This window comes from Acinetobacter sp. CIP 53.82 (assembly GCF_000369465.1).
Taxonomy (GTDB): domain Bacteria; phylum Pseudomonadota; class Gammaproteobacteria; order Pseudomonadales; family Moraxellaceae; genus Acinetobacter; species Acinetobacter indicus.
In genome coordinates this window covers 1,123,262-1,143,534 of sequence record NZ_KB850046.1, presented here as the reverse complement: position 1 = coordinate 1,143,534, position 20,273 = coordinate 1,123,262, and the positions used below count along the sequence as shown (strand labels likewise).

19 protein-coding genes and 2 pseudogenes are annotated in these 20,273 nt (G+C 41.3%); 14 read left to right on the top strand and 7 right to left on the bottom strand.

What is annotated here, in order from left to right; genetic code table 11:
- Positions 1-60: 60 nt before the first annotated feature.
- The 4 genes from F905_RS11000 (at position 61) to F905_RS15780 (ending at position 4,511) form a co-directional block, all read left to right on the top strand.
- Positions 61-942, top strand: a complete 882-nt coding sequence (locus F905_RS11000) for a copper resistance D family protein (protein WP_005180708.1) — start codon at positions 61-63, stop codon at positions 940-942.
- A gap of 468 nt (positions 943-1,410) precedes the next feature.
- Positions 1,411-1,605: a heavy-metal-associated domain-containing protein gene (locus F905_RS10995; protein WP_004281879.1), complete on the top strand. Its 195-nt coding sequence runs from the start codon at positions 1,411-1,413 to the stop codon at positions 1,603-1,605.
- 178 nt (positions 1,606-1,783) lie between these two features.
- Complete coding sequence (locus tag F905_RS10990; protein ID WP_004281880.1) at positions 1,784-4,261, top strand: heavy metal translocating P-type ATPase; 2,478 nt, start codon at positions 1,784-1,786, stop codon at positions 4,259-4,261.
- A 124-nt stretch (positions 4,262-4,385) separates the two neighbouring features.
- Positions 4,386-4,511 carry a YHYH domain-containing protein gene (locus tag F905_RS15780; protein WP_094148905.1) on the top strand — a complete coding sequence of 42 codons (126 nt, stop codon included), beginning with the start codon at positions 4,386-4,388 and terminating at the stop codon, positions 4,509-4,511.
- 45 nt (positions 4,512-4,556) lie between these two features.
- Here F905_RS15780 and F905_RS10985 read toward each other — a convergent pair whose 3' ends face one another.
- The 3 genes from F905_RS10985 to F905_RS10975 all read right to left on the bottom strand — a co-directional run bounded on the left by F905_RS10985 (position 4,557) and on the right by F905_RS10975 (position 6,866).
- The gene (locus tag F905_RS10985) at positions 4,557-4,778 is read right to left on the bottom strand and encodes a metal-sensing transcriptional repressor (RefSeq protein WP_171526757.1); all 222 of its coding nucleotides are present in this window, start codon (positions 4,776-4,778) and stop codon (positions 4,557-4,559) included.
- A 39-nt stretch (positions 4,779-4,817) separates the two neighbouring features.
- Positions 4,818-5,522, bottom strand: a complete 705-nt coding sequence (locus tag F905_RS10980) for an IS6-like element IS1006 family transposase (RefSeq protein WP_001067784.1) — start codon at positions 5,520-5,522, stop codon at positions 4,818-4,820.
- Between the two features lie 63 nt (positions 5,523-5,585).
- Positions 5,586-6,866 carry a cation efflux transmembrane domain-containing protein gene (locus tag F905_RS10975; RefSeq protein ID WP_005093338.1) on the bottom strand — a complete coding sequence of 427 codons (1,281 nt, stop codon included), beginning with the start codon at positions 6,864-6,866 and terminating at the stop codon, positions 5,586-5,588.
- 89 nt (positions 6,867-6,955) lie between these two features.
- Here F905_RS10975 and cadR point away from each other — a divergent pair, with 89 nt between their 5' ends.
- From cadR to F905_RS10940, 7 genes are all read left to right on the top strand, one after another.
- Positions 6,956-7,348 carry a Cd(II)/Pb(II)-responsive transcriptional regulator gene (cadR, locus tag F905_RS10970; protein WP_005180702.1) on the top strand — a complete coding sequence of 131 codons (393 nt, stop codon included), beginning with the start codon at positions 6,956-6,958 and terminating at the stop codon, positions 7,346-7,348.
- A gap of 142 nt (positions 7,349-7,490) precedes the next feature.
- Positions 7,491-7,901 carry a hypothetical protein gene (locus F905_RS10965; protein WP_005180699.1) on the top strand — a complete coding sequence of 137 codons (411 nt, stop codon included), beginning with the start codon at positions 7,491-7,493 and terminating at the stop codon, positions 7,899-7,901.
- 49 nt (positions 7,902-7,950) lie between these two features.
- Positions 7,951-9,318, top strand: coding sequence for a TolC family protein (locus F905_RS10960; protein ID WP_005180697.1), 1,368 nt, complete (start codon positions 7,951-7,953; stop codon positions 9,316-9,318).
- A gap of 1 nt (position 9,319) precedes the next feature.
- Positions 9,320-10,555, top strand: a complete 1,236-nt coding sequence (locus F905_RS10955) for an efflux RND transporter periplasmic adaptor subunit (protein WP_005180694.1) — start codon at positions 9,320-9,322, stop codon at positions 10,553-10,555.
- A complete protein-coding gene (locus F905_RS10950; RefSeq protein WP_005180693.1) occupies positions 10,545-13,703 on the top strand; it encodes an efflux RND transporter permease subunit in 3,159 nt (1,052 codons plus the stop codon). The genes F905_RS10955 and F905_RS10950 overlap by 11 nt, the downstream gene beginning before the upstream one ends.
- A gap of 86 nt (positions 13,704-13,789) precedes the next feature.
- Positions 13,790-14,689, top strand: coding sequence for a cation diffusion facilitator family transporter (locus tag F905_RS10945; protein ID WP_004733183.1), 900 nt, complete (start codon positions 13,790-13,792; stop codon positions 14,687-14,689).
- A gap of 203 nt (positions 14,690-14,892) precedes the next feature.
- Complete coding sequence (locus F905_RS10940) at positions 14,893-15,075, top strand: hypothetical protein (protein WP_004281850.1); 183 nt, start codon at positions 14,893-14,895, stop codon at positions 15,073-15,075.
- Positions 15,076-15,206: 131 nt separating this feature from the next.
- Here the strand turns inward: F905_RS10940 and F905_RS15220 are convergent.
- Positions 15,207-15,500: pseudogene (locus F905_RS15220) on the bottom strand (IS5/IS1182 family transposase); the annotation flags it as partial.
- Between the two features lie 96 nt (positions 15,501-15,596).
- Here F905_RS15220 and F905_RS10935 point away from each other — a divergent pair.
- From F905_RS10935 to xseB, 3 genes and pseudogenes are all read left to right on the top strand, one after another.
- Entirely contained in the window at positions 15,597-16,301 is a 705-nt protein-coding gene (locus F905_RS10935) for an IS6-like element IS1006 family transposase (RefSeq protein ID WP_001067784.1), read from the top strand.
- Positions 16,302-16,340: 39 nt separating this feature from the next.
- Positions 16,341-17,498, top strand: a pseudogene (xseA, locus tag F905_RS10930) (exodeoxyribonuclease VII large subunit); the annotation flags it as partial.
- Entirely contained in the window at positions 17,488-17,682 is a 195-nt protein-coding gene (xseB, locus tag F905_RS10925) for an exodeoxyribonuclease VII small subunit (RefSeq protein ID WP_005180690.1), read from the top strand. The pseudogene xseA and the gene xseB, both read left to right, overlap by 11 nt.
- A gap of 194 nt (positions 17,683-17,876) precedes the next feature.
- Here xseB and F905_RS10920 read toward each other — a convergent pair whose 3' ends face one another.
- From F905_RS10920 to F905_RS10910, 3 genes are all read right to left on the bottom strand, one after another.
- Entirely contained in the window at positions 17,877-18,071 is a 195-nt protein-coding gene (locus F905_RS10920; protein WP_005180689.1) for a hypothetical protein, read from the bottom strand.
- 158 nt (positions 18,072-18,229) lie between these two features.
- Positions 18,230-19,528 (bottom strand): Y-family DNA polymerase, encoded by a 1,299-nt coding sequence (locus tag F905_RS10915; protein ID WP_005180684.1) that lies wholly within the window; start codon positions 19,526-19,528, stop codon positions 18,230-18,232.
- Positions 19,525-20,097, bottom strand: a complete 573-nt coding sequence (locus tag F905_RS10910; protein ID WP_005180682.1) for a LexA family protein — start codon at positions 20,095-20,097, stop codon at positions 19,525-19,527. The genes F905_RS10915 and F905_RS10910 overlap by 4 nt, the downstream gene beginning before the upstream one ends.
- Positions 20,098-20,273: the final 176 nt, after the last annotated feature.

Genomic DNA, 20,273 nt, shown 5'->3' with positions numbered 1-20,273 from the left:
TGATTACCTTTCAACATGTCAGTGAGGTGCTGGCATGTTGTTCTAGAATGGACAAAAATAATGATTTCTGAATATTGGATGTGGGCCACTTGGTTAACTAAGGTTATTTTATATTTAAGTGTAGCTTTTGTCGTTGGTGGAGCCTTTTGCTATTTTTTACTTAGACAATATCTTGAACTAAAAGAATCGATTCTTAAATATATTACAATTGGCGCTGGATTAGGCCTAATTTCCAGTACCTTGGGATTTTTTATTCTGATTGGTAGTTTTGCCAATACTGGTATTACAGGGATGGTGGACCCCACGTATATTAATATATTGGTTAATACTCCGACGGGGTATATATACGTTCTTCGTTCTATTAGTTTTGCTCTTTTACTTCTTCTCATGGTGGTTAAAGTTAACAGGAACAAAGGTCAGTTTTCTATAATTGAAAGTTCAATATTTTGTATTTTACTTATCCCGATTATTTTTAGTTTTTCCCAGCTCGGACATGTCGCTAATTTAACCTTACTTGCTCAAATTTTATTATCAATCCATATTCTAGTTATGTCGTTATGGATGGGGTCTTTATATCCGTTATGGAAAACCAGCCGGGAAATAAGTGGTTTACCTTTAAAAGATCGCATGCATGTATTTGGACGTATTGCTGCTTTCATTGTTGGGATATTAATCGCCTGTGGCGCTAGTGTAGCTCTTCTTTTAATTAAAGATTTTAATACCTTAATCAATACTGCATATGGCTATGGTTTCATGGTTAAAATGTTTTTTGTTATAGGTATTCTACTTTTAGCTGCCTTCAACAAATGGTATTTCACCCCGCGTCTTCAACATCCTAAATTCGCTAAACACCTTAGTCATGCCATTTTATTTGAGATGTTATTAGGTCTATCAATTCTATTAACAACAGGCTATATAACCACTGTCGTGGGTATTGAATAAGAGAATTTCAAAATAAGGGAATTGAGGAAATTTAACATTACTGCATTTATCTTTTGTAGCTGAGCAATAAAGTTTCTACTGGACTGCCAACTTACGACAATCAGAACAGTAAAATCGCATCATGAGGCATTATACATAAAGGTAGTCACCGGTTTTTAGCTTATCTTCAACCCATAACGGTCTCATCTATTCAGTTCACTACCATTGATTGAAATAACTAATCTTATAAATTTCAGAGTGATCGTAGATGACAAAAATGTCATTTTAAAGTCACATTAATGTTGGTTAAGTACTTTTACTGTAGTCATTAGAACACTCTTCTTTGGAATACTCTGAAGAAAACTGTAAGGTTGTAAACAGACCAAGTTACAGCGAGTAACTGATTCAGAAAAAGGCTGGTTGTATGGTGAAAGTTTAGAGTTACTGTTCTAATGTTTTAAACAAATGTTTTGTTAAAAGGAGCAACATATGAAATTTCACATCGCTAATATGACTTGTGGTGGTTGTGCACGCGGCATTACTACCGCAATTAAAGAGCTCGACTCGAATGCCTCACTCGATATTGATTTACAAAACCGTATTGTTGAAATCAACACAACGGTGAGTCAGGATCAAGTCATTGCCACTCTCAGTGAGCGTGGATTTACAGCTGATCCTGCTTAATCTCTGTTAGAGTAACAGTGGGAATTCCTTACCACTTTTACTCTCTCTTATTTTCCTCATCGTACAGATAAAACCTGTACTTGCTTGAAATAAAAGTAATCCCTGAATTCCCCCTAATCTTGGTTCGAGCTGATCTTCGCATATAGAACTCAGCATATCTAAATGATAGAGATCGTATATGAGTACCGAAATGACTGATACGCCACACTACAGTGAAACATTAGAGATTGAGGGGATGACATGTGCTTCTTGTGTAGGCCGGGTGGAAAAAGCTTTAAAATCTGTTGAGGGTGTTGAATCGGCTCATGTAAATCTGGCTACCGAAAAAGCAGTCATTTATGCGCATCAACCACTTGATCGCGCTACTTTAATTAAAGCCGTAGAAAAAGCAGGCTACGAAGTGGAAGCGCTGCAACCAATAGAGCTTACGATTGAGGGTATGTCATGTGCTTCTTGTGTAGGTCGAGTAGAAAAGGCCTTAAAATCTGTTGAGGGTGTGGAATCAGCTCATGTAAATCTGGCTACTGAAAAAGCGACTATTCAGGCAAGCTCATCTGTCACTCGTGACTCGTTAATCCAGGCTGTCACCAAAGCAGGGTTTGAAGCAAAGTCAGTTCATCAAACTACGGAAAGCTTTCAAGATAAAAAAAATATTGAATTAGAAAAACTTAAAAAAGATTTAATTTTGTCAGTCTTATTGACTCTACCCGTTTTTATTTTAGAAATGGGATCACACCTGATTCCCGCCTTTCATACGTTTATGATGGATAACATTGGCCAACAAAATAGCTGGTTAATGCAATTTTTCTTGACCACAGTAGCATTAATTTTTCCAGGCCGACGCTTCTTTAAAAAGGGCATCCCAAGTTTATTCCGCTTAGCACCAGACATGAATTCCTTGGTGGCTGTAGGAACATTGGCTGCTTATCTTTATTCAGTGGTTGCTACTTTCTTTCCAAGTGTCCTGCCACAAGGCACGGTCAATGTTTATTATGAAGCTGCAGCGGTTATTATCACTTTAATTCTATTAGGTAGATTTTTTGAAGCCAAGGCAAAAGGCCGAACGTCTTTAGCAATTCAACATCTAGTTGGAATGCAGCCTAAAGTTGCCAGAATACAGCTCAATAATCAGGTGATAGAAGTTCCGATTGCCGAAGTTCAAACAGGAACGATTGTAGAGATTAGACCAGGCGAGCGTATCCCTGTCGATGGTGAAGTTATTCACGGCCAAAGTTTTATTGATGAATCCATGATTACTGGCGAGCCTATGCCCGTTGAAAAAACGATAGGCTCTACTGTGGTAGGAGGAACAATTAACCAAAGTGGCAGCTTAAATATCAAAGCCACCTCTGTTGGTAGTTCATCAGTGCTTTCTCAAATCATCCGAATGGTTGAACAGGCACAGGGTTCCAAGCTGCCTATTCAGGCATTGGTTGATAAAATTACCATGTGGTTTGTACCTGTAGTAATGGGTCTCTCTCTTTTAACTTTTATTACTTGGTTTATCTTCGGCCCTGAGCCCGCCCTAACGTTTAGCTTAGTTAATGCAGTTGCGGTACTCATTATTGCATGTCCTTGTGCAATGGGACTTGCAACGCCTACATCAATCATGGTGGGAACTGGGCGTGGTGCTGAAATGGGTGTTTTATTCCGTAAAGGGGAAGCTTTGCAGCTGCTCAAAGAAACTAAAGTGGTTGCTGTTGATAAAACAGGGACCCTGACTGAAGGGAAACCAATTTTAACCGATCTGCATGTCTTAGAAGGGTTTGAATACAATGCCGTACTTTCACTTATGGCAGCCGTTGAATCAAAGTCTGAGCATCCTATTGCTCGAGCAATTGTACAAGCCGCTATAGATAAGGAATTAATCCTGTCTCCTGTTGCTGATTTCAAGTCAGTCACGGGCTATGGAATAGAAGCAACGGTGTCTGAACATTTGGTTCATATTGGTGCAGATCGATATATGGAAAAACTAGGTTTGAATCCTAATGTTTTTTCTCAATTTTCGGATCGTTTGGGAGAAGAAGGAAAAACCCCTCTCTATGTTGCGATTGACCAGAAACTTGCTGCCATTATTGCTGTAGCAGATCCAATTAAAGAATCAACATTTGCTGCAATTGAAGCGTTACATCAGTTAGGTTTAAAGGTTGCCATGATTACAGGTGATAACCGTCATACAGCTCAAGCGATTGCAAAAAAACTAGGTATTGATGAGGTTATTGCAGAAGTCTTACCAGAAGGTAAAATAGAGGCCGTTAAAAAATTAAAAAATCAATATGGTAAACTCGCATATGTTGGAGATGGCATTAATGATGCCCCTGCACTTGCAGAAGCAGATATTGGTTTAGCGATAGGTACAGGTACAGACGTAGCTATTGAAGCTGCTGATGTGGTTTTGATGTCTGGCAACCTGAAAGGAGTGCCGAATGCTATCGCTTTAAGCAAAGCGACTATAACCAATATTCGTGAAAATTTATTTTGGGCATTTGTTTACAATGCAGCTCTGATTCCTATTGCAGCAGGTGTACTTTATCCGCAATTTGGACTGCTACTTTCTCCTGTATTTGCTGCTGGTGCAATGGCTCTCTCGTCAATATTTGTACTAGGAAATGCTTTACGATTAAAACGTTTTAAAGCCCCCCTTGCAATTATTTAACCATTTTTTATATACATTTAAAGTTTTGTTGGCTTTACTTTATATATTTGGAAATAGTCTAAGCCATGTTGGCTTTTATTAAATATCATACAGTTGATATTCTAATTATTTGAGAGGGATTAAGATGAAAAGAATTTTATTAATATGCTTTATAGGCATGTCATTTACCTATGCGAATGCTCATTCTGGGGGAACGAACTCACAGGGTTGTCATACCAACAGTAAAACTGGTGATTACCACTGTCATTAATAGGTGCGCACACAGTTTTTTTATTTAAAAGACTGTGCTTTAAAGTTATAAGTAGCGTTTAACTAAAGCTAAAAATTCATTCAGTTCTTTTTCCTTTATTTCCTCAGTATCACCGAGTACATGTTCTCTAAGATGAAGTTCTATTAACTCATTCATTAAGCCATTTATCGCACCTTTAATTGCTGCAACTTGCTGTAATACCTCAATACAAGAATTTTCAGAATTTAAAATATTCTGTTCAAGGGCATTAGTTTGGCACTGTTGCAAATAGAGATTTGAGTCGATGATGTTCCCTTTAAAAAGTACTTAGAGACCGAAAACCCTGTTGATTAGACACACTTCACCCTGAGGCTGACCATAATAAAATGACGATGCTTGTCCTTTACGTAGTGCACGCATGACTTCAATACCTTTAATTGTGGCATAAGCCGTCTTCATAGATTTGAATCCTAATGTGGCCCTGATGATCCGCTTTAGCTTGCCATGATCACATTCAATCACGTTATTTTTATACTTAATCTGCCTGTGCTCAAGGTCTGGTGGACATTTACCTTCCCGTTTTAACCGTGATAAAGCACGTCCATATGTGGGTGCTTTATCCGTGTTGATCACTTGTGGAATTTGCCACTTCTTCACATTATTTAAAATTTTTCCAAGAAAACAATATGCTGATTTGGTATTACGTCTAGAAGAAAGATAAAAATCAATGGTATCGCCACGTTGATCGACTGCACGATACAGATAAGACCATCGTCCATTCACTTTTACATAGGTTTCATCAATATGCCACGAGCTCAGATCTGTAGGATTACGCCAATACCAGCGTAAACGTTTTTCTATTTCAGGAGCATAACGTTGAACCCAACGGTAAATAGTCGTGTGATCAACATTCACACCCCGTTCGGCCAGCATTTCCTGCAGTTCACGATAGCTAATGCCATATTTACAATACCAGCGCACAGCCCAAAGAATGATTTCACCCTGAAAATGCCGACCATGGAAAGGATTCATATGCTGCACCTTTAGCTAAAACAGTCTTCAGCTTACCATTCGTGGTTATTTGCAACAGTGCCCTTACTTCAAAGCCAAAATTTTTCGGGCACCATTAAGTACGAATAAAGAAACCAGTATGCCAATGATTAAGTCTGGATAAGCTGATCCCGTCCACGCCACGAGTACACCGGCAAATATAACGCCCATATTTACGACAACGTCATTCGCCGAGAAAATCCAACTGGCTTTCATATGTGCGCCATCTTCTCGATGACCAGAAATAAGATATAAGCATGTCACGTTAGCTATAAGTGCGAGCAGGCCAATAACAATCATGAGCGTTGATTCTGGCTCGCTTCCAAACATGAATCGTCTAATGACATCAACAATCACGATAACAGCAAGTAATAACTGAATCCAACCTGCGAAATGGGCTGCTTTTATTTGATATTTCGCAGCTTTTCCGACGGCATATAGCGCAATACCATAAACGGCTGCATCGGCAAACATATCTAGAGAATCAGCAATCAATCCTGTAGACGCAGCAATAATACCGCTGATGAATTCTATAAAGAAAAGTAGAGCATTAATACCTAATAACAGTTTAAGTACTTTAGCTTGTCTCACAGGATCAGGTTCATTAGGTATATCGCCTGAAGAAAGCTGTATTTCATCAAGTTTTGCCCCAAAACCCAGTCCTTCGAGTTTAGCCGTAATTTGCTGAATCCCTTCATTATGGAAGACTTTCAGTTTTCGATTGGGAAGATCAAAAGTAAGACCTTTAACTGCTTCAATATCTGCAAGAGCCATACGGACCATTTGCTCTTCAGCAGAGCAATCCATTTTAGGAATGGTGTAGGTACTTGTTTGCTTAGCCTGTTGATTGCTTATATAAGTTTCAGTCTTCACAAGCTTTGCACCAAAACCCAAAGCTTCAAGTTTGGTGGTTATATTTTCATCTTTTTGATTATGTAGAACCTTTAAAGAACGGTTAGGTAAATCAAAGATAAGTTTTTGAACACCATCAATTGAAGATAGCGCCATACGAACCATCTGTTCTTCCGCAGAACAATCCATTTTGGGAACTAAGTATTCACTCATGTAGTGCGAATCTTTTAAAACGTCTTCAGTGCTTAAATTTTCTTTGGGATCAGAACCACAACAGGATTGAGCGGTATCTTCACAACTGTTTGAAGTGTTACAGCAAGGAGATGAAGATTTTTTTTCTTCCTCTTCACCACAACAGCTAAGCGTATTATCACAATTCTTTGAATTGTTTGCTTCTGCAATTGATGGATGATTTTCTTGTTGAGATTTCTTATCTTCGCATGGTGTTTCTTTACTACATCCACAACCACTCATAATTATACCCATTAAAAAAATTATAAACTTTGAATATTAGAATCCCTATAGTTACTATAGAGTCAAGAATCTTTGGAAATACTAACTCAATGCATTTAAAAATTGGTGAACTCTCTAAAAAAACCTCATGTTCAGTATTAACAATTAGGTTTTATGAAAAGGAAGGTTTAATTCCGGAACCCGAAAGAACGGAAGGAAATTACCGCCTTTACGATATAGGCTATGTTGAGCGAATTAAGTTTATTTTGAATTGCCGAACTTTAAATATGAGTTTGAATGAAATTCGTCAATTACTCACCTATAAAGATAATCCCAAGAAAAATTGTTCAGATGTGAATGAATTAATTGACTTACATGTCAGTGCTATCAGAGAAAATATAATCAAGCAACAAAAGCTTATTGAACAATTATCTGATTTAAGAGATACTTGTGATGGTTTATGTACAATTGACCAATGTGGAGTTCTAAAAAATCTAGCTTGATTATCTAGACCTATGCTTTTTTCAAAAACTCTGTATATCTTTACTTAAGGCTGCAAAAAGATTAAGGTGACTTAAATTTTGTGATCAGATCTTAGATAGCTTTGGTTAGCTTCCGATTGGTGTTTTAAATACAGATTTGTGTATGAAGAGAAAAACATTTCTAATCCAGATATTGGTACTCTTATTCACATTCCAGAATATTTGGAGTGTGGCAGAGGCTGCTTGTCTGCATGAAATGCCAAACATACCCAATTCAATACTCTCTAATCCAATCGATTTAGACGAAAAGAGTGATAGTCCTCGTCAAGCACTTTATTCCCTAGAAAACTATAAAGAAATCTATGACTATTGTCAGAAGGTTTGTTTTAACGAAAAGTGCAGTCATTTCTCAAATACAATCGTGATTCAGATTGACCCACCCGATGATCTGAAGCTTAAAGCTAATTTTGAGACCGGCATTACCCCAACTTATTTGGGAATAACTTTTTATAAACCCCCTTATCTGAATCAATTAACCCCGCCTCCCGATTTGCCCCTACTATTGGTGGGGTAGTCTTATAAAAGCCCACCACTCCTAATTTCATTATGCGTGGGGCATTTTCATGTCAAAAAACAAATTACATCAGGATACCTCCATCCTGAATTTATCCTGGTCAGCCTTAGGTAGCGGTATCTTGCTATCTGCAATGATCAGCTTCAGTACTTCCGTAGTCGCCAGTACTCAAGATTTAACGCTGCAGCAAGCTATTGAGCAGGTTAACCAATATCAAGCGTCCCGAAATTTCTGGGAAACGCAAAATAGTATTAATGCCACGAATCTTCAGCAAAGTAAGCTGTTTAAAAATCCTGAATTGTCAGTTGAACAAACGGGCTTTGGTTCAAATAATGAAAAAGAGCTTGCCATCGGTATATCACAACCTTTGGATATTTTTGGTGAGCGAAGAGCAAACCAAAAATTAGCCAGTCTCTCAATAGATAAAACAGCGCTGAAACAGAAGATTTATCAAGCACAAATTGAGCTTGCAGTGAAATATGTATGGTCGCAACTGGCCATTGCCGAACTTGAAAAAAACATTGTCAATGAACAACTTCGGGTGAGCGAAGAAAACCTTCAAGCAATCGAAAAGCGCTTTAATGCAGGCAGTATCGCGCAAGTAGATGTGAATCGCGCACGTTTAAGTCATGCTGAAAATATCCGTCTTTTTAGACAGGCCGACTTACAGGTACAAGTGGCAACCCAACAATTATCAAATTTATGGGGAACCTCTGATAAGTCATTGAAGGTAAACCTCTCTTCGCAAAAGCTTTGGCCAAAATCGACTCATGGGCAGGTTCAAGAATATTTAGCGGATAACTACATTGAGAAATATCGGATTTTACAGGTGTTAGAGTCTCAAGCAACGGTTGATCAGCTGAAAGCAAAGTCACGTCCTAATCCTACTTTAAACCTGGGCGTTAACCGCACCCAATCCTTGGATAACTCAACACAAAATCAACTGGTGGTTGGAGTCAGTGTACCGCTCAATATTTTCGATCGTCAGCAAAATGGCATAAAAATCGCGCAAGAAAAAATGAACTTATTAGAGCGTCAGAAAGACTTTTATCTAAAGCAAAATGCGCTGCAAATAGGCACGATCTTAACCGAGTTGCAGGGTTTAGAGCTTCAATTCAAAGTCGTTGACGAGACTCAAATTCCTTTGGCGACTCAAGTTCAAAGTAAAACTTTACAAGGTTTTCTGGCAGGAAAGTTTGCTTTAACCGATGTTCAGCAAGCCACGCTTCAATTACAAGACATCCGTCTACGTAAAGTCCAGTTGTTACGGGAGGGCTGGCAAAAGGCCATCGAAGCAGAAAGTTTGAGCTTAGGCATTAGCCCAAGTGAAGTCATGTCGAAAGATGCTATTGCACAAATCAATCAAAACTTATGGCAAGACATACAGGCCATGCCTGTCATTGGTGGGGGAAATTAACATGTTCGATCTTAAAAACAGCTTAAAAAAACAGAGCGGAAAAATCTCTCAACCCCTACTGATTAGTTTGGTCATCGGCGCTACCGTACTCCTCAGTATTTTCTTGATCTTAACGGGTAAGAATAAATCTGAAACATCAGATGAACATGCCGAGGAAGAAGGGGGAGAAGAACATGGTGGTGAAACCGAAGAGCATGCAGAAGGTGTGAGCCTGACTGCCAAGCAACTGGTGGAACAGGGCATACAATTATCAGCGGTCGATCAAGGCCCGGTGGTTAAATTAAGTTCTTATCCTGCCAAACTGAATGTGAATACTGACCAGCAAGCGCACGTCTCACCGAGTTTTAGTGGTCATGTAGAAAATGTCTATGTAGAACTCGGTCAAAAAGTTCAGAAAGGACAGCCTTTGGCTGCGTTGCTTGTTCCTGATCTAGTTGATCAGCAGGCCAATCTTAAAATTGAACAAACCAACCTTGAACTGGCGAAACAAGACTATGATCGTGAGCGTCAGCTTTGGTCACAGGGCATTTCAGCAAAACAGGACTATCAACGTGCTTATAACAGCTATAAACGGGCACAAATTCAGGTTCAAGCGGCCCAATCACGTTTAAGTGCATTTGGTGCAGTGAATGCCAGTAACGGACGCTATATTTTGAAAGCTCCCATTTCTGGCGTGATCAGTAAAAAGGATTTGGTTCTCGGGGAAAATGTTCAGTTAGCCGATCAACTCTTTACGATAGACCGGTTAGATCAACTCTGGCTTGAGTTTATTGTTCCAAATTCTGAAATTATGGGCTTAGCCCCGAATCAAAAGATCGAATTTAAATCCTTGCAAACGGAAAAGGTCTATCAGGCTGTTATTCAGACTTTAAATACTGAAGCGGATATTCAAACAGGCCGTCTTCAGGTGCGAGCAAAAGTTGAATCGAATGCAACCGAATTACGTCCAAACTTGATGGTAAACGTACAGTTGCAACAACGCAGTGAAAGTACCGCATTACGGGTACTTAAGTCCGCAGTTCAGAATGTCGATGGAAAAGATGTGGTTTTTGTCGCCATTCAGCATGGACAGAAAGTTGAATTCAGTCCGCAACCGGTGAAATTAGGGCAATCGTCTGGGGATAGCCAGTGGATTGAAGTGGTAAATGGGCTTAATCAGGGACAAAAATATGCAGCTCAAGGCAGTTTCTTACTGAAATCTGAGATGGAAAAAGGAGAGGCTTCACATGAGCACTAAAAGCCCTCACATTCCAGACCACGAATCGGTAAAACCTGAAGGGCTGTTTGATCGGCTGATCCAGTTTTCTATCCATAACGCCATTTGGATTATGCTGTTTATTGCAGCCTGGATTGCTATTGGTATTTATAGTTATCAAAAGTTACCGATTGATGCTGTACCGGATATTACCAATACTCAGGTGCAGATTAACACTTCAGCCAATGGCTTTACGGCTTTGGAAATGGAACAGCGGATTACCTATCCCATTGAGAATGCCATGTCAGGCATGCCGAAAATGGAACAAACCCGTTCGATTTCACGCTACGGCTTATCGCAAGTGACCATCATTTTTGAAGATGGCACGGATATTTACTGGGCCAGACAGCTTATCAACCAGCGCTTGCAAGAAGCAATGGGAGAAATGCCTGAAGATGTGCAACCTAACATGTCGCCTATTTCGACAGGTTTAGGTGAAATCTATCAATGGGTGATTAAAGCCGAACCAAATGCTAAAAAGCCGGATGGAACCCCTTATTCGGCGATGGATTTACGTGAAATTCAGGATTGGATTGTAAGACCGCAATTACAGCGCGTAAAAGGCGTTGCTGAGATCAACAGTATCGGTGGCTTTAATAAAACCTATGTGGTTGCCCCTGATCTGAACCGATTGCAACAATTGCAAATTCCTTTGTCTGATTTACAAACTGCCTTAACAGAGAATAATGAAAACCGTGGTGCTGGCTATATTGAGAAAAATGGACAACAGCTAACGGTTCGTGTTCCCGGCACTTTAAACACGATTGAAGATATCCAGAACATCAGTATTGCCAATAAAAACGGCTATCCGATTCGGGTGGCAGATGTCGCCAATGTCTCAATTGGTCATGACTTAAGAACAGGGGCTGCAACCTATAATGGTGAAGAAACTGTATTGGGTATTGCCATGATGATGATGGGAGAAAATAGCCGTACCGTTGCTCAAGCCATTGATGAAAAGGTGCAATCGATCCAGCAATCGCTACCTAAAGGTGTGGTGATTGAGACTGTGTATGACCGTACGCATTTGGTTGATCGGGCGATCAAAACCGTTCAGAAAAATTTGATTGAGGGTGCAATCCTCGTCATTGTTATTTTATTTCTCTTTCTAGGTAATTTCCGTGCTGCGCTGATCACGGCTTGCGTTATTCCACTGTCAATGCTGTTTACCTTGACGGGAATGGCAGAGCAGAAGATTAGTGCAAATCTGATGAGTTTAGGGGCACTGGACTTCGGTATTATTATTGATGGTGCAGTGGTTATTGTAGAAAACTGTATCCGTCGGCTAGCAGAAGCTCAGAAGCTGAAAGGTGGTTTACTTAGCCGTTCTGAAAGATTTAAAGAAGTCTTCTTGGCTGCAAAACAGGCGCGTCGTCCTCTGATTTTTGGACAGTTAATTATTTTGGTGGTTTATCTACCTATCTTTACCCTGACGGGTGTAGAAGCCAAACTTTTCCATCCTATGGCAATGACTGTTGTACTGGCTTTAATTGGGGCCATGATTTTATCTGTCACTTTTGTGCCAGCCGCAGTTGCCCTATTTGTCACTGGAGAAGTCAAGGAAACCGAAAGTCGCTGGATGCATTGGCTTAAAACCAAATATGAACTGCTTTTAGATAAAGCCTATGAGCTTCGTTTATTTGTGACTATTGTGGCTGCCTGTATTTTAGTGCTTACGGGCGTGCTAGCCACTCAAACAGGTAGCGAGTTTGCACCTCAACTGGGTGAAGGTGATTTTGCTGTTCAGCAAATGCGTTCCCCAAGTACAGGGTTAGAACAGTCACTGAGAATGCAGGAAAATACTGAAAAGTTACTGTTGAAAGAATTTCCTGAAATTAAAGCGATCTTTGCTCGTACCGGTACAGCAGAAGTGGCCACAGATGTTATGCCACCCAACATTTCAGATGGCGTGGTACTGTTAAAACCTCATGATGAATGGCCTGATCCAAAACAAACGATTGATGAGCTTCGCCAAAGAATGATTACTTTCTTAGCGACATTGCCGGGAAATAACAGTGAGTTCTCGCAACCCATTGAACTGCGCTTTAACGAGTTAATTTCAGGGGTGCGAAGTGATGTGGGTGTCAAATTATTTGGTGATGACATGGAGATTCTAAATCGCGAAGCGAATAAAATTTCTCAAAAAATTAACTCAATTTCAGGCGCGACAGCCGTTAATGTAGAACAGACCAGTGGCTTACCCTTGTTGAATGTAGAGGTGGATAAGTCCAGAGCTGCACAATATGGCTTGTCGGTAAGAGCAATTCAGGATCTGGTAGCTACAAGTGTCGGTGGCCAGAATGTTGGAACAATTTTACAGGGAGACAAGCGTTTTGATTTTGTCATCCGTCTAGATGAATCCCAGCGTAGTCCTGAACAGTTAGCGGTACTTCCTATTCAATTGCCGAATGGTGGTTTAGTCCAACTGCAAGATGTGGCACGCGTTGAAAATATCCTGGGTATTAATCAGGTCAGCCGTGAAAATGGTAAACGTCGAGTGGTTATTACTGCAAATGTAGAAGGACGTGATTTAGGCTCATTCGTAACAGAGCTTCAGAGCACGTTATCCAAACAGGAATTACCAAGCGGTTATTGGATAGATTATGGCGGTCAATTTCAAAATCTGATGTCTGCAAAAGCGCGTATGCAATTGGTGGTTCCGCTCGCATTGTTGACGATCTTTATTTTATTGATGGCTGTATTCCATAATATCAAAGAAAGCTTACTGGTCTTTAGTGGTGTACCGTTTGCCTTATGTGGAGGCTTAATCGCGTTGTGGTTGCGTGACATTCCATTATCCATGTCAGCAGGGGTTGGCTTCATTGCACTATCGGGGGTGGCTGTACTGAATGGCTTAGTCATGCTCACCTTTATCAAAGAGTTGCGACAACAATATGACCTTTATTATGCAACGTGGCAGGGTGCAATTTTGCGTCTTAGACCTGTGCTGATGACCGCTTGTGTGGCGTCCCTTGGGTTTGTCCCGATGGCTTTGGCAACCGGAACTGGGGCAGAAGTACAGAGACCTTTAGCAACAGTGGTTATTGGAGGAATTATCTCCTCTACCCTGCTTACATTGGTTTTATTGCCCGTACTGTACCGCTGGATGAATGAAAAGAAAGTTTCTTAATCCAATAGATTAGTCGATTTACAGCAGAGATATTGGCTGTTATCCAATATCTCTGCTCATCATAAATAGAATAAGGAAAATATTTTATGTCAGAACATCATGATCATAGCCATGCGGTTGTTACTGAAGAAAATAGTAAGAAGTTAATGGTTGCCTTAGGTTTAACGACTACTTTTTTAATAGTAGAAGTTGTCGCTGCTTTTATTACCCAAAGTTTGGCTTTGTTATCTGATGCAGCTCATATGTTTACTGATGTAGCCGCTTTAGCTATTGCTCTTGCCGCTATCAAAATTGGTAAAAAAGCCGCAGATGATAAAAGAACTTTTGGCTATCAGCGATTTGAAATTTTAGCGGCTCTGTTTAATGCGGTGATGCTTTTTGTGGTAGCAATATATATTGTATATGAAGCTTATCAACGTTTTACGAACCCTGCTGAAATTCAAAGTGTTGAAATGATGATTGTCGCGGTCATTGGTTTGGTCGTAAATTTGATTTCAATGAAAATCCTTTCTGCTAGTGCTGAAGGAAGTCTAAATATAAAAGGTGCATATTTAGAAGTTCTTAGTGATGCTCTAGGATCGATAGGCGTGATTATCGGAGGAATAGTTATTTATTTTACCCAGTGGATGTGGGTTGATACCGTAATCGCTGTGTTAATTGGCTTCTGGGTCTTACCTCGAACTTGGATTTTATTAAAACAAAGTATTAATATTCTGCTTGAAGGAGTTCCTGATGAGATTGATATTGAGTCGTTAAGAAATGATTTATTGAAGCTAGAGGGCGTTGAAGGGATTCATCAGTTGAAAGTCTGGGCTATATCCTCAAAAAATATTCATTTAACTGCTCATTTGGTTGCTCCGAATAGCAATACAGATCAACTCTATCAAAAGGCCTTAGAAGTTCTAAAACATAATCATAATATTACTGAAATTACGTTACAAATAGAAAGTAAGGAATGTAATACATTGGAACAGCATAAACATTAAAGTGCTGCTCTTTCTACATAATGGACAGATGACTAGGCTGATAAACCTTACCATTTTCCTGTATTACACTTCTATTTATCACACGCACTTTAAACACCATCCTGAGACATTTTAAAATTACAAGAATGTAATTTATGAGTCCTCTGGGTGTTAATTCTTTAAAGTTAGAATATCTAACAAGTATTAAATGAGAGTAAATAAACATGCTATTCAAAAATAAATTTTGTACTAAATTACTGTTAATTAGTGCATTCTTTAGTATCGCAAGTTTTAGTTATGCAGATGGCGGCTTGTTATTTCTTGAAAAGAATTTAAAAGCTTCTAAAGTTGAAAATTCTAAACAAAAACAAGTTAAAAATAATGAATCAAATGAATCAAATGAATAGTTGGGTTGCATAAATAAATCAATTAGACTTATTCATTCAGCAATATAATTCCTGAATGAATAAGTTTATAACTAAAACCGGCTTTGTTGCATAAACATTCAAAAGCTGAGTTTTCCCCAATCCATTCAAATTTAAGTGACAACTTGGGTGTGAGGTCTACCTAATTCCGTAAATCTATTCAGAACTGCCACACGCGCATGAACTTCATTGACCTGACTTTGAAAATGTCTTGCCGTCAGCTTATCTCCTAATAATTTGATGCAATGCATCTTGGTTTCCACCAAACTGCGACGGTGATAGCCCGACCATTTTTTCCATAGGGTTCTGCCTAAATGCTTAACCGTTTGAAGTAACTCATTTCGTTCTATTGAACTGATTTTAGAATCTTTCCAGGGCTTGGCATTCTTCCTGGGTGGAATTACGGCACTGTTGCAAATAACCACGAATGGTAAGCTGAAGGGCACTGTTGCAAATAACCACGAATGGTAAGCTGAAGACTGTTTTAGCTAAAGGTGCAGCATATGAATCCTTTCCATGGTCGGCATTTTCAGGGCGAAATCATTCTTTGGGCTGTGCGCTGGTATTGTAAATATGGCATTAGCTATCGTGAACTGCAGGAAATGCTGGCCGAACGGGGTGTGAATGTTGATCACACGACTATTTACCGTTGGGTTCAACGTTATGCTCCTGAAATAGAAAAACGTTTACGCTGGTATTGGCGTAATCCTACAGATCTGAGCTCGTGGCATATTGATGAAACCTATGTAAAAGTGAATGGACGATGGTCTTATCTGTATCGTGCAGTCGATCAACGTGGCGATACCATTGATTTTTATCTTTCTTCTAGACGTAATACCAAATCAGCATATTGTTTTCTTGGAAAAATTTTAAATAATGTGAAGAAGTGGCAAATTCCACAAGTGATCAACACGGATAAAGCACCCACATATGGACGTGCTTTATCACGGTTAAAACGGGAAGGTAAATGTCCACCAGACCTTGAGCACAGGCAGATTAAGTATAAAAATAACGTGATTGAATGTGATCATGGCAAGCTAAAGCGGATCATCAGGGCCACATTAGGATTCAAATCTATGAAGACGGCTTATGCCACAATTAAAGGTATTGAAGTCATGCGTGCACTACGTAAAGGACAAGCATCGTCATTTTATTATGGTCAGCCTCAGGGTGAAGTGTGTCTAATCAACAGGGTTTTCGGTCTCTAAGTACTTTTTAAAGGGAACATCATCGACTCAAATCTCTATTTGCAACAGTGCCGGCATTACTATCTGGAACTGGCAGAGAAAGATGAAGACAGCCATAAAGTGATTGCCAGCTGTAAAGGCACCCTGTGGAAATTCACCGCACAAAAAATCGTGTTAAGGTTTGAACGGGAAAGCGGCATTGAACTGTCCAGAGACTTGAATGTCCTGATCAAGGTCAAAGCCAAATTTGATCCGCAATATGGTTTCTCCGTCAATATTGAAGATATCGACTCCAGCTTCACCTTAGGTGACATTGCCAAACGCTATCAGCAGATCCTGCAGCGCCTGACCCAGGAAGGCCTGCTCAATAACAACAAACAGCTACCGGCACCTTTTGATTTGCAGAACGTACTGGTCATCGCCCCGGAAAATGCCGCCGGGCTGGGAGACTTTAAAAAAGATGCCGATGCCCTGGCTCAGGCGGGTGTCTGCCACTTCGTTTATCATTCAGCCACCTTCCAGGGCAATACTGCCCCAACCAGCATCATGCAGGCTCTGGCCAGTGCACTCAGGCAGTGGGCTCAAGATTACCAGACCGCTCCCGACCTAATTGTGATCATCCGTGGGGGTGGAGCAGTGAATGATCTGGCGTACCTGAACGACTATGATCTGGCTGCACTGTTGTGTAAAAGAACAGTGCCGATCTGGGTGGGCATTGGCCACGAGAAAGACCGCACCATTCTGGATGAAATCGCGCATCGCTCCTTTGATACCCCAAGTAAAGTCATCGCCGGGATCCGTAACCTGATTGTCGAACGGGTCAATGAAGCCAGTACTGCGCTGCAAACCATCAAACTGCTGTCCCAGCATCAGCTGACCGCCTATCAAAGCCAGAATGACCAGTATCTGAAAACCATCCAAACCCTGGCACAAAGCCAGCTCAATGATGCGCAGCGTAGCGTTGATCTGCTGAAAAGCGATACCCAGTATTTTGCCCAGCAACAGCTGCGGCAGGCTGTACAGCAGACCGAATCCCTGATGCGGGAAACCTTGCTACAGAACCCACGAAACGTGATGGCTAAAGGCTATGCGATTGTCCGCAGTCAGGGCAAAGCCATCCGCTCAGTGCAACAAATCACTGGCCAGCAACTCCAGATCGAACTCCAGGATGGCATGATTGATGCCACCGTGACACAGGTAAATACACATGAACAATGAAGAACTCAGTTTCAAACAGGGCTACGAGATTCTGAAGAAGAATGCCGAACTACTGGAATCGCAGGAAGAACCGGATATTGATAACCTGATGGCGATCGTTGAAGAATCCATGACCGCCTACAAAGCCTGCAAATCAAGGATTGAGGCGGTTCAGCAGGCGCTCAATGACACCTTTAAGGAATAGAAAAAAAGCCTAAGGACCATAAAAACGCTTTGTCTGTTCAGTACGTATTCCTGTACTTAACTGTATAAAACCATGTGTTAGGTACAAAAATATGGACTTAACGATAACGATCAAACCGGATCTGAGCACTCGACCGATTGAACAGGAGAATACCGTCCGTTACTGCAATCCATGCCGGTCTACCTATCAGTGTTTTAAATCTCGTGAAAAACCCCGTGTTCATCTACCTGCATGTGTGGAATCGGGGTATGGGTCAGTTCTGCGATCGCAATCAGGTTTGCGGACATTTGCTTGCCCAATAACGCTCTAGCTTCCCTTACTTTGTCAGAAACTTCACTGGCTTGAGCTGATTCTTCTACAGGGATTTCGTCCTTTGTTGTTTTAGCCATGCGATTTAAGCCTCCTGAGTTGCTTGCAATATGATGAGCTCAATGTTTTACCATAGCGATATGAGTATCTTCCCAGCAGCGATCCGTCCGCAATAGGGGGGCTGGATAGATGTCCGGTTGTTAATTGTCACCTGTTTAACCTAAAAAGGGGTGTTGGCTTAATGGGTAATTTTCAATAATCCCTGCCAGCTGAAATAGTTCTGGGTCAGATGTGTCCGGTTCATCGACCATTTCCGCTGTGGTAAATAACACGATCCCACTGCCAGTTTAGTCTTGCCATATCTGGCTTGCACGGCTTCTAAAGCCTGCATCAGCTGTTCGTTGCTTTCACGCTGGCGATGGTCTGTAAGCAGATCAGGCACATAGCGGGTCTTGCTGACCAGACCGGTCAGAATCACCCCACATTTTTTATACTTTACCTCTGGCTTATAGATGCCTTGCAGTAACTGCATCGCAGCATGAATCAGATCAAGTACACAGTCCGTGGGTTCCGGGAATTCAAAGGCCAACGATTTGCTGTAATACGCTGTGTTTTGATCAAAGGGATTGGATTGCACAAAAGCAATGATACAGCCACACAGCGAGGCATCCGCACGCAAGCGCATGACTGCATCTTGCACATACTTACCCATGGCTTCTTTCAGATCATCCAGCTCAGTAATCCGTTCTCCAAAGGAGCGGCTAGCCACAATCTGCTGCTTGGGTGCAGGAGCATCCTCCAGTTGCAAACAGGAGATGCCCTGTAATTCCAGCACCGTGCGCTGCATCAGCACTGAAAACAAACTTCCCATGCGATGCGCATCCTGCATGGCCAGATCCAGTACCGAATGGATGCCCATCTGGTTCAGCTTTTTGACCAGCTTACGTCCCACACCCCAGACTTCACCCACCTCAATTCCAGCATACAGCGTTTCCTGATCCAGATAATCCAGCTCCAGCACATTGCATACGCCTGCAAAGCCAGGCCATTTCTTGGCAAGGTGATTGGCTAGCTTGGCTTCGGTCTTGCTGCGACCAATCCCGATGGATACCGGCAACCCGATCCAGGCCCAGATCCGCTGTTTCATCTCTCTGGCATAGCGGGTCAAGTCAAAATGCTGTGCATAACTGGTTAAATCCAGAAAACATTCATCAATCGAATAGATTTCCTGTTCATGCGGAGCCACATAACCGGCCAAAATCGAATGGAAGCGATTGGACATTTCCGCATACAGGGCATAGTTGCTCGACAGCACCACCACTTGATGCTGCCGGACAATGTCCTGAACCTGAAACAACGGAACACCCATCTTGATGCCCAGGGCTTTGGCCTCATTACTGCGGGCCACTGCACAACCATCATTATTGCTCAGCACAATCACTGGACGGTGATTCAGGCTGGGATTAAACACCCGTTCACAACTGACATAACAGTTGTTGATGTCGATCAGGGCATAAATCCGCTCGGGGCTGTTCATCTGAACTTCTTGATGACACTGGTGACTACACCCCAGATCAGCAGGGTCTGACCGTCTTTCAAATGGATATCCGCATAATCCGGGTTTTCCGCCTGTAACCAGCGTTTGTCGCCTTCAATCATCAGTCGTTTGATGGTGAAATCATTGTCGATCAGGGCCAGAACAATATCACCATGCTTGGGCTCAATACTGCGGTCCACGATCAGCTTGTCCTTCAGATCAATCCCGGCATCGCGCATGGAAAGCGATTCCACCTCAACGATAAAGGTAGCCTGCTGGTTCTGGATCAGGAACTCGTTCAGATCCAGGGTCTTGTCGATATAGTCTTGGGCTGGGGAAGGGAAACCTGCAGCCACCTTTTGCAAGGCAACCGGAATCTCATAATGTGTTCTGGCTTCAACCGGAGTAATCGAAGCAACATCATTGCGGGCTGGTTTTTTTATCTGATCCAGATACTGCCTGATCTCCAGTACACGGGCTTCGGGAACCCGGATCACTTTGGTTGGGCCTTCATGAACTGGTTTGCGACCAGCACCTTCACGGGCACCACCATGCTGAAATTCATCCATTTTACTTGTTCATCTTGATTGTGTAACATAATCAAGATGGTAAAACAGCAGTGGAAAAAAACAACTCCATTCGTCGGATTGTGTTCTGAATATCTATCTCACCAGAAGGTGGTTATAGATTACTTAGAGCAATCAAACTTGAGCTAAAAATTATTTGCAGCCCAAGCTGTTGAGGT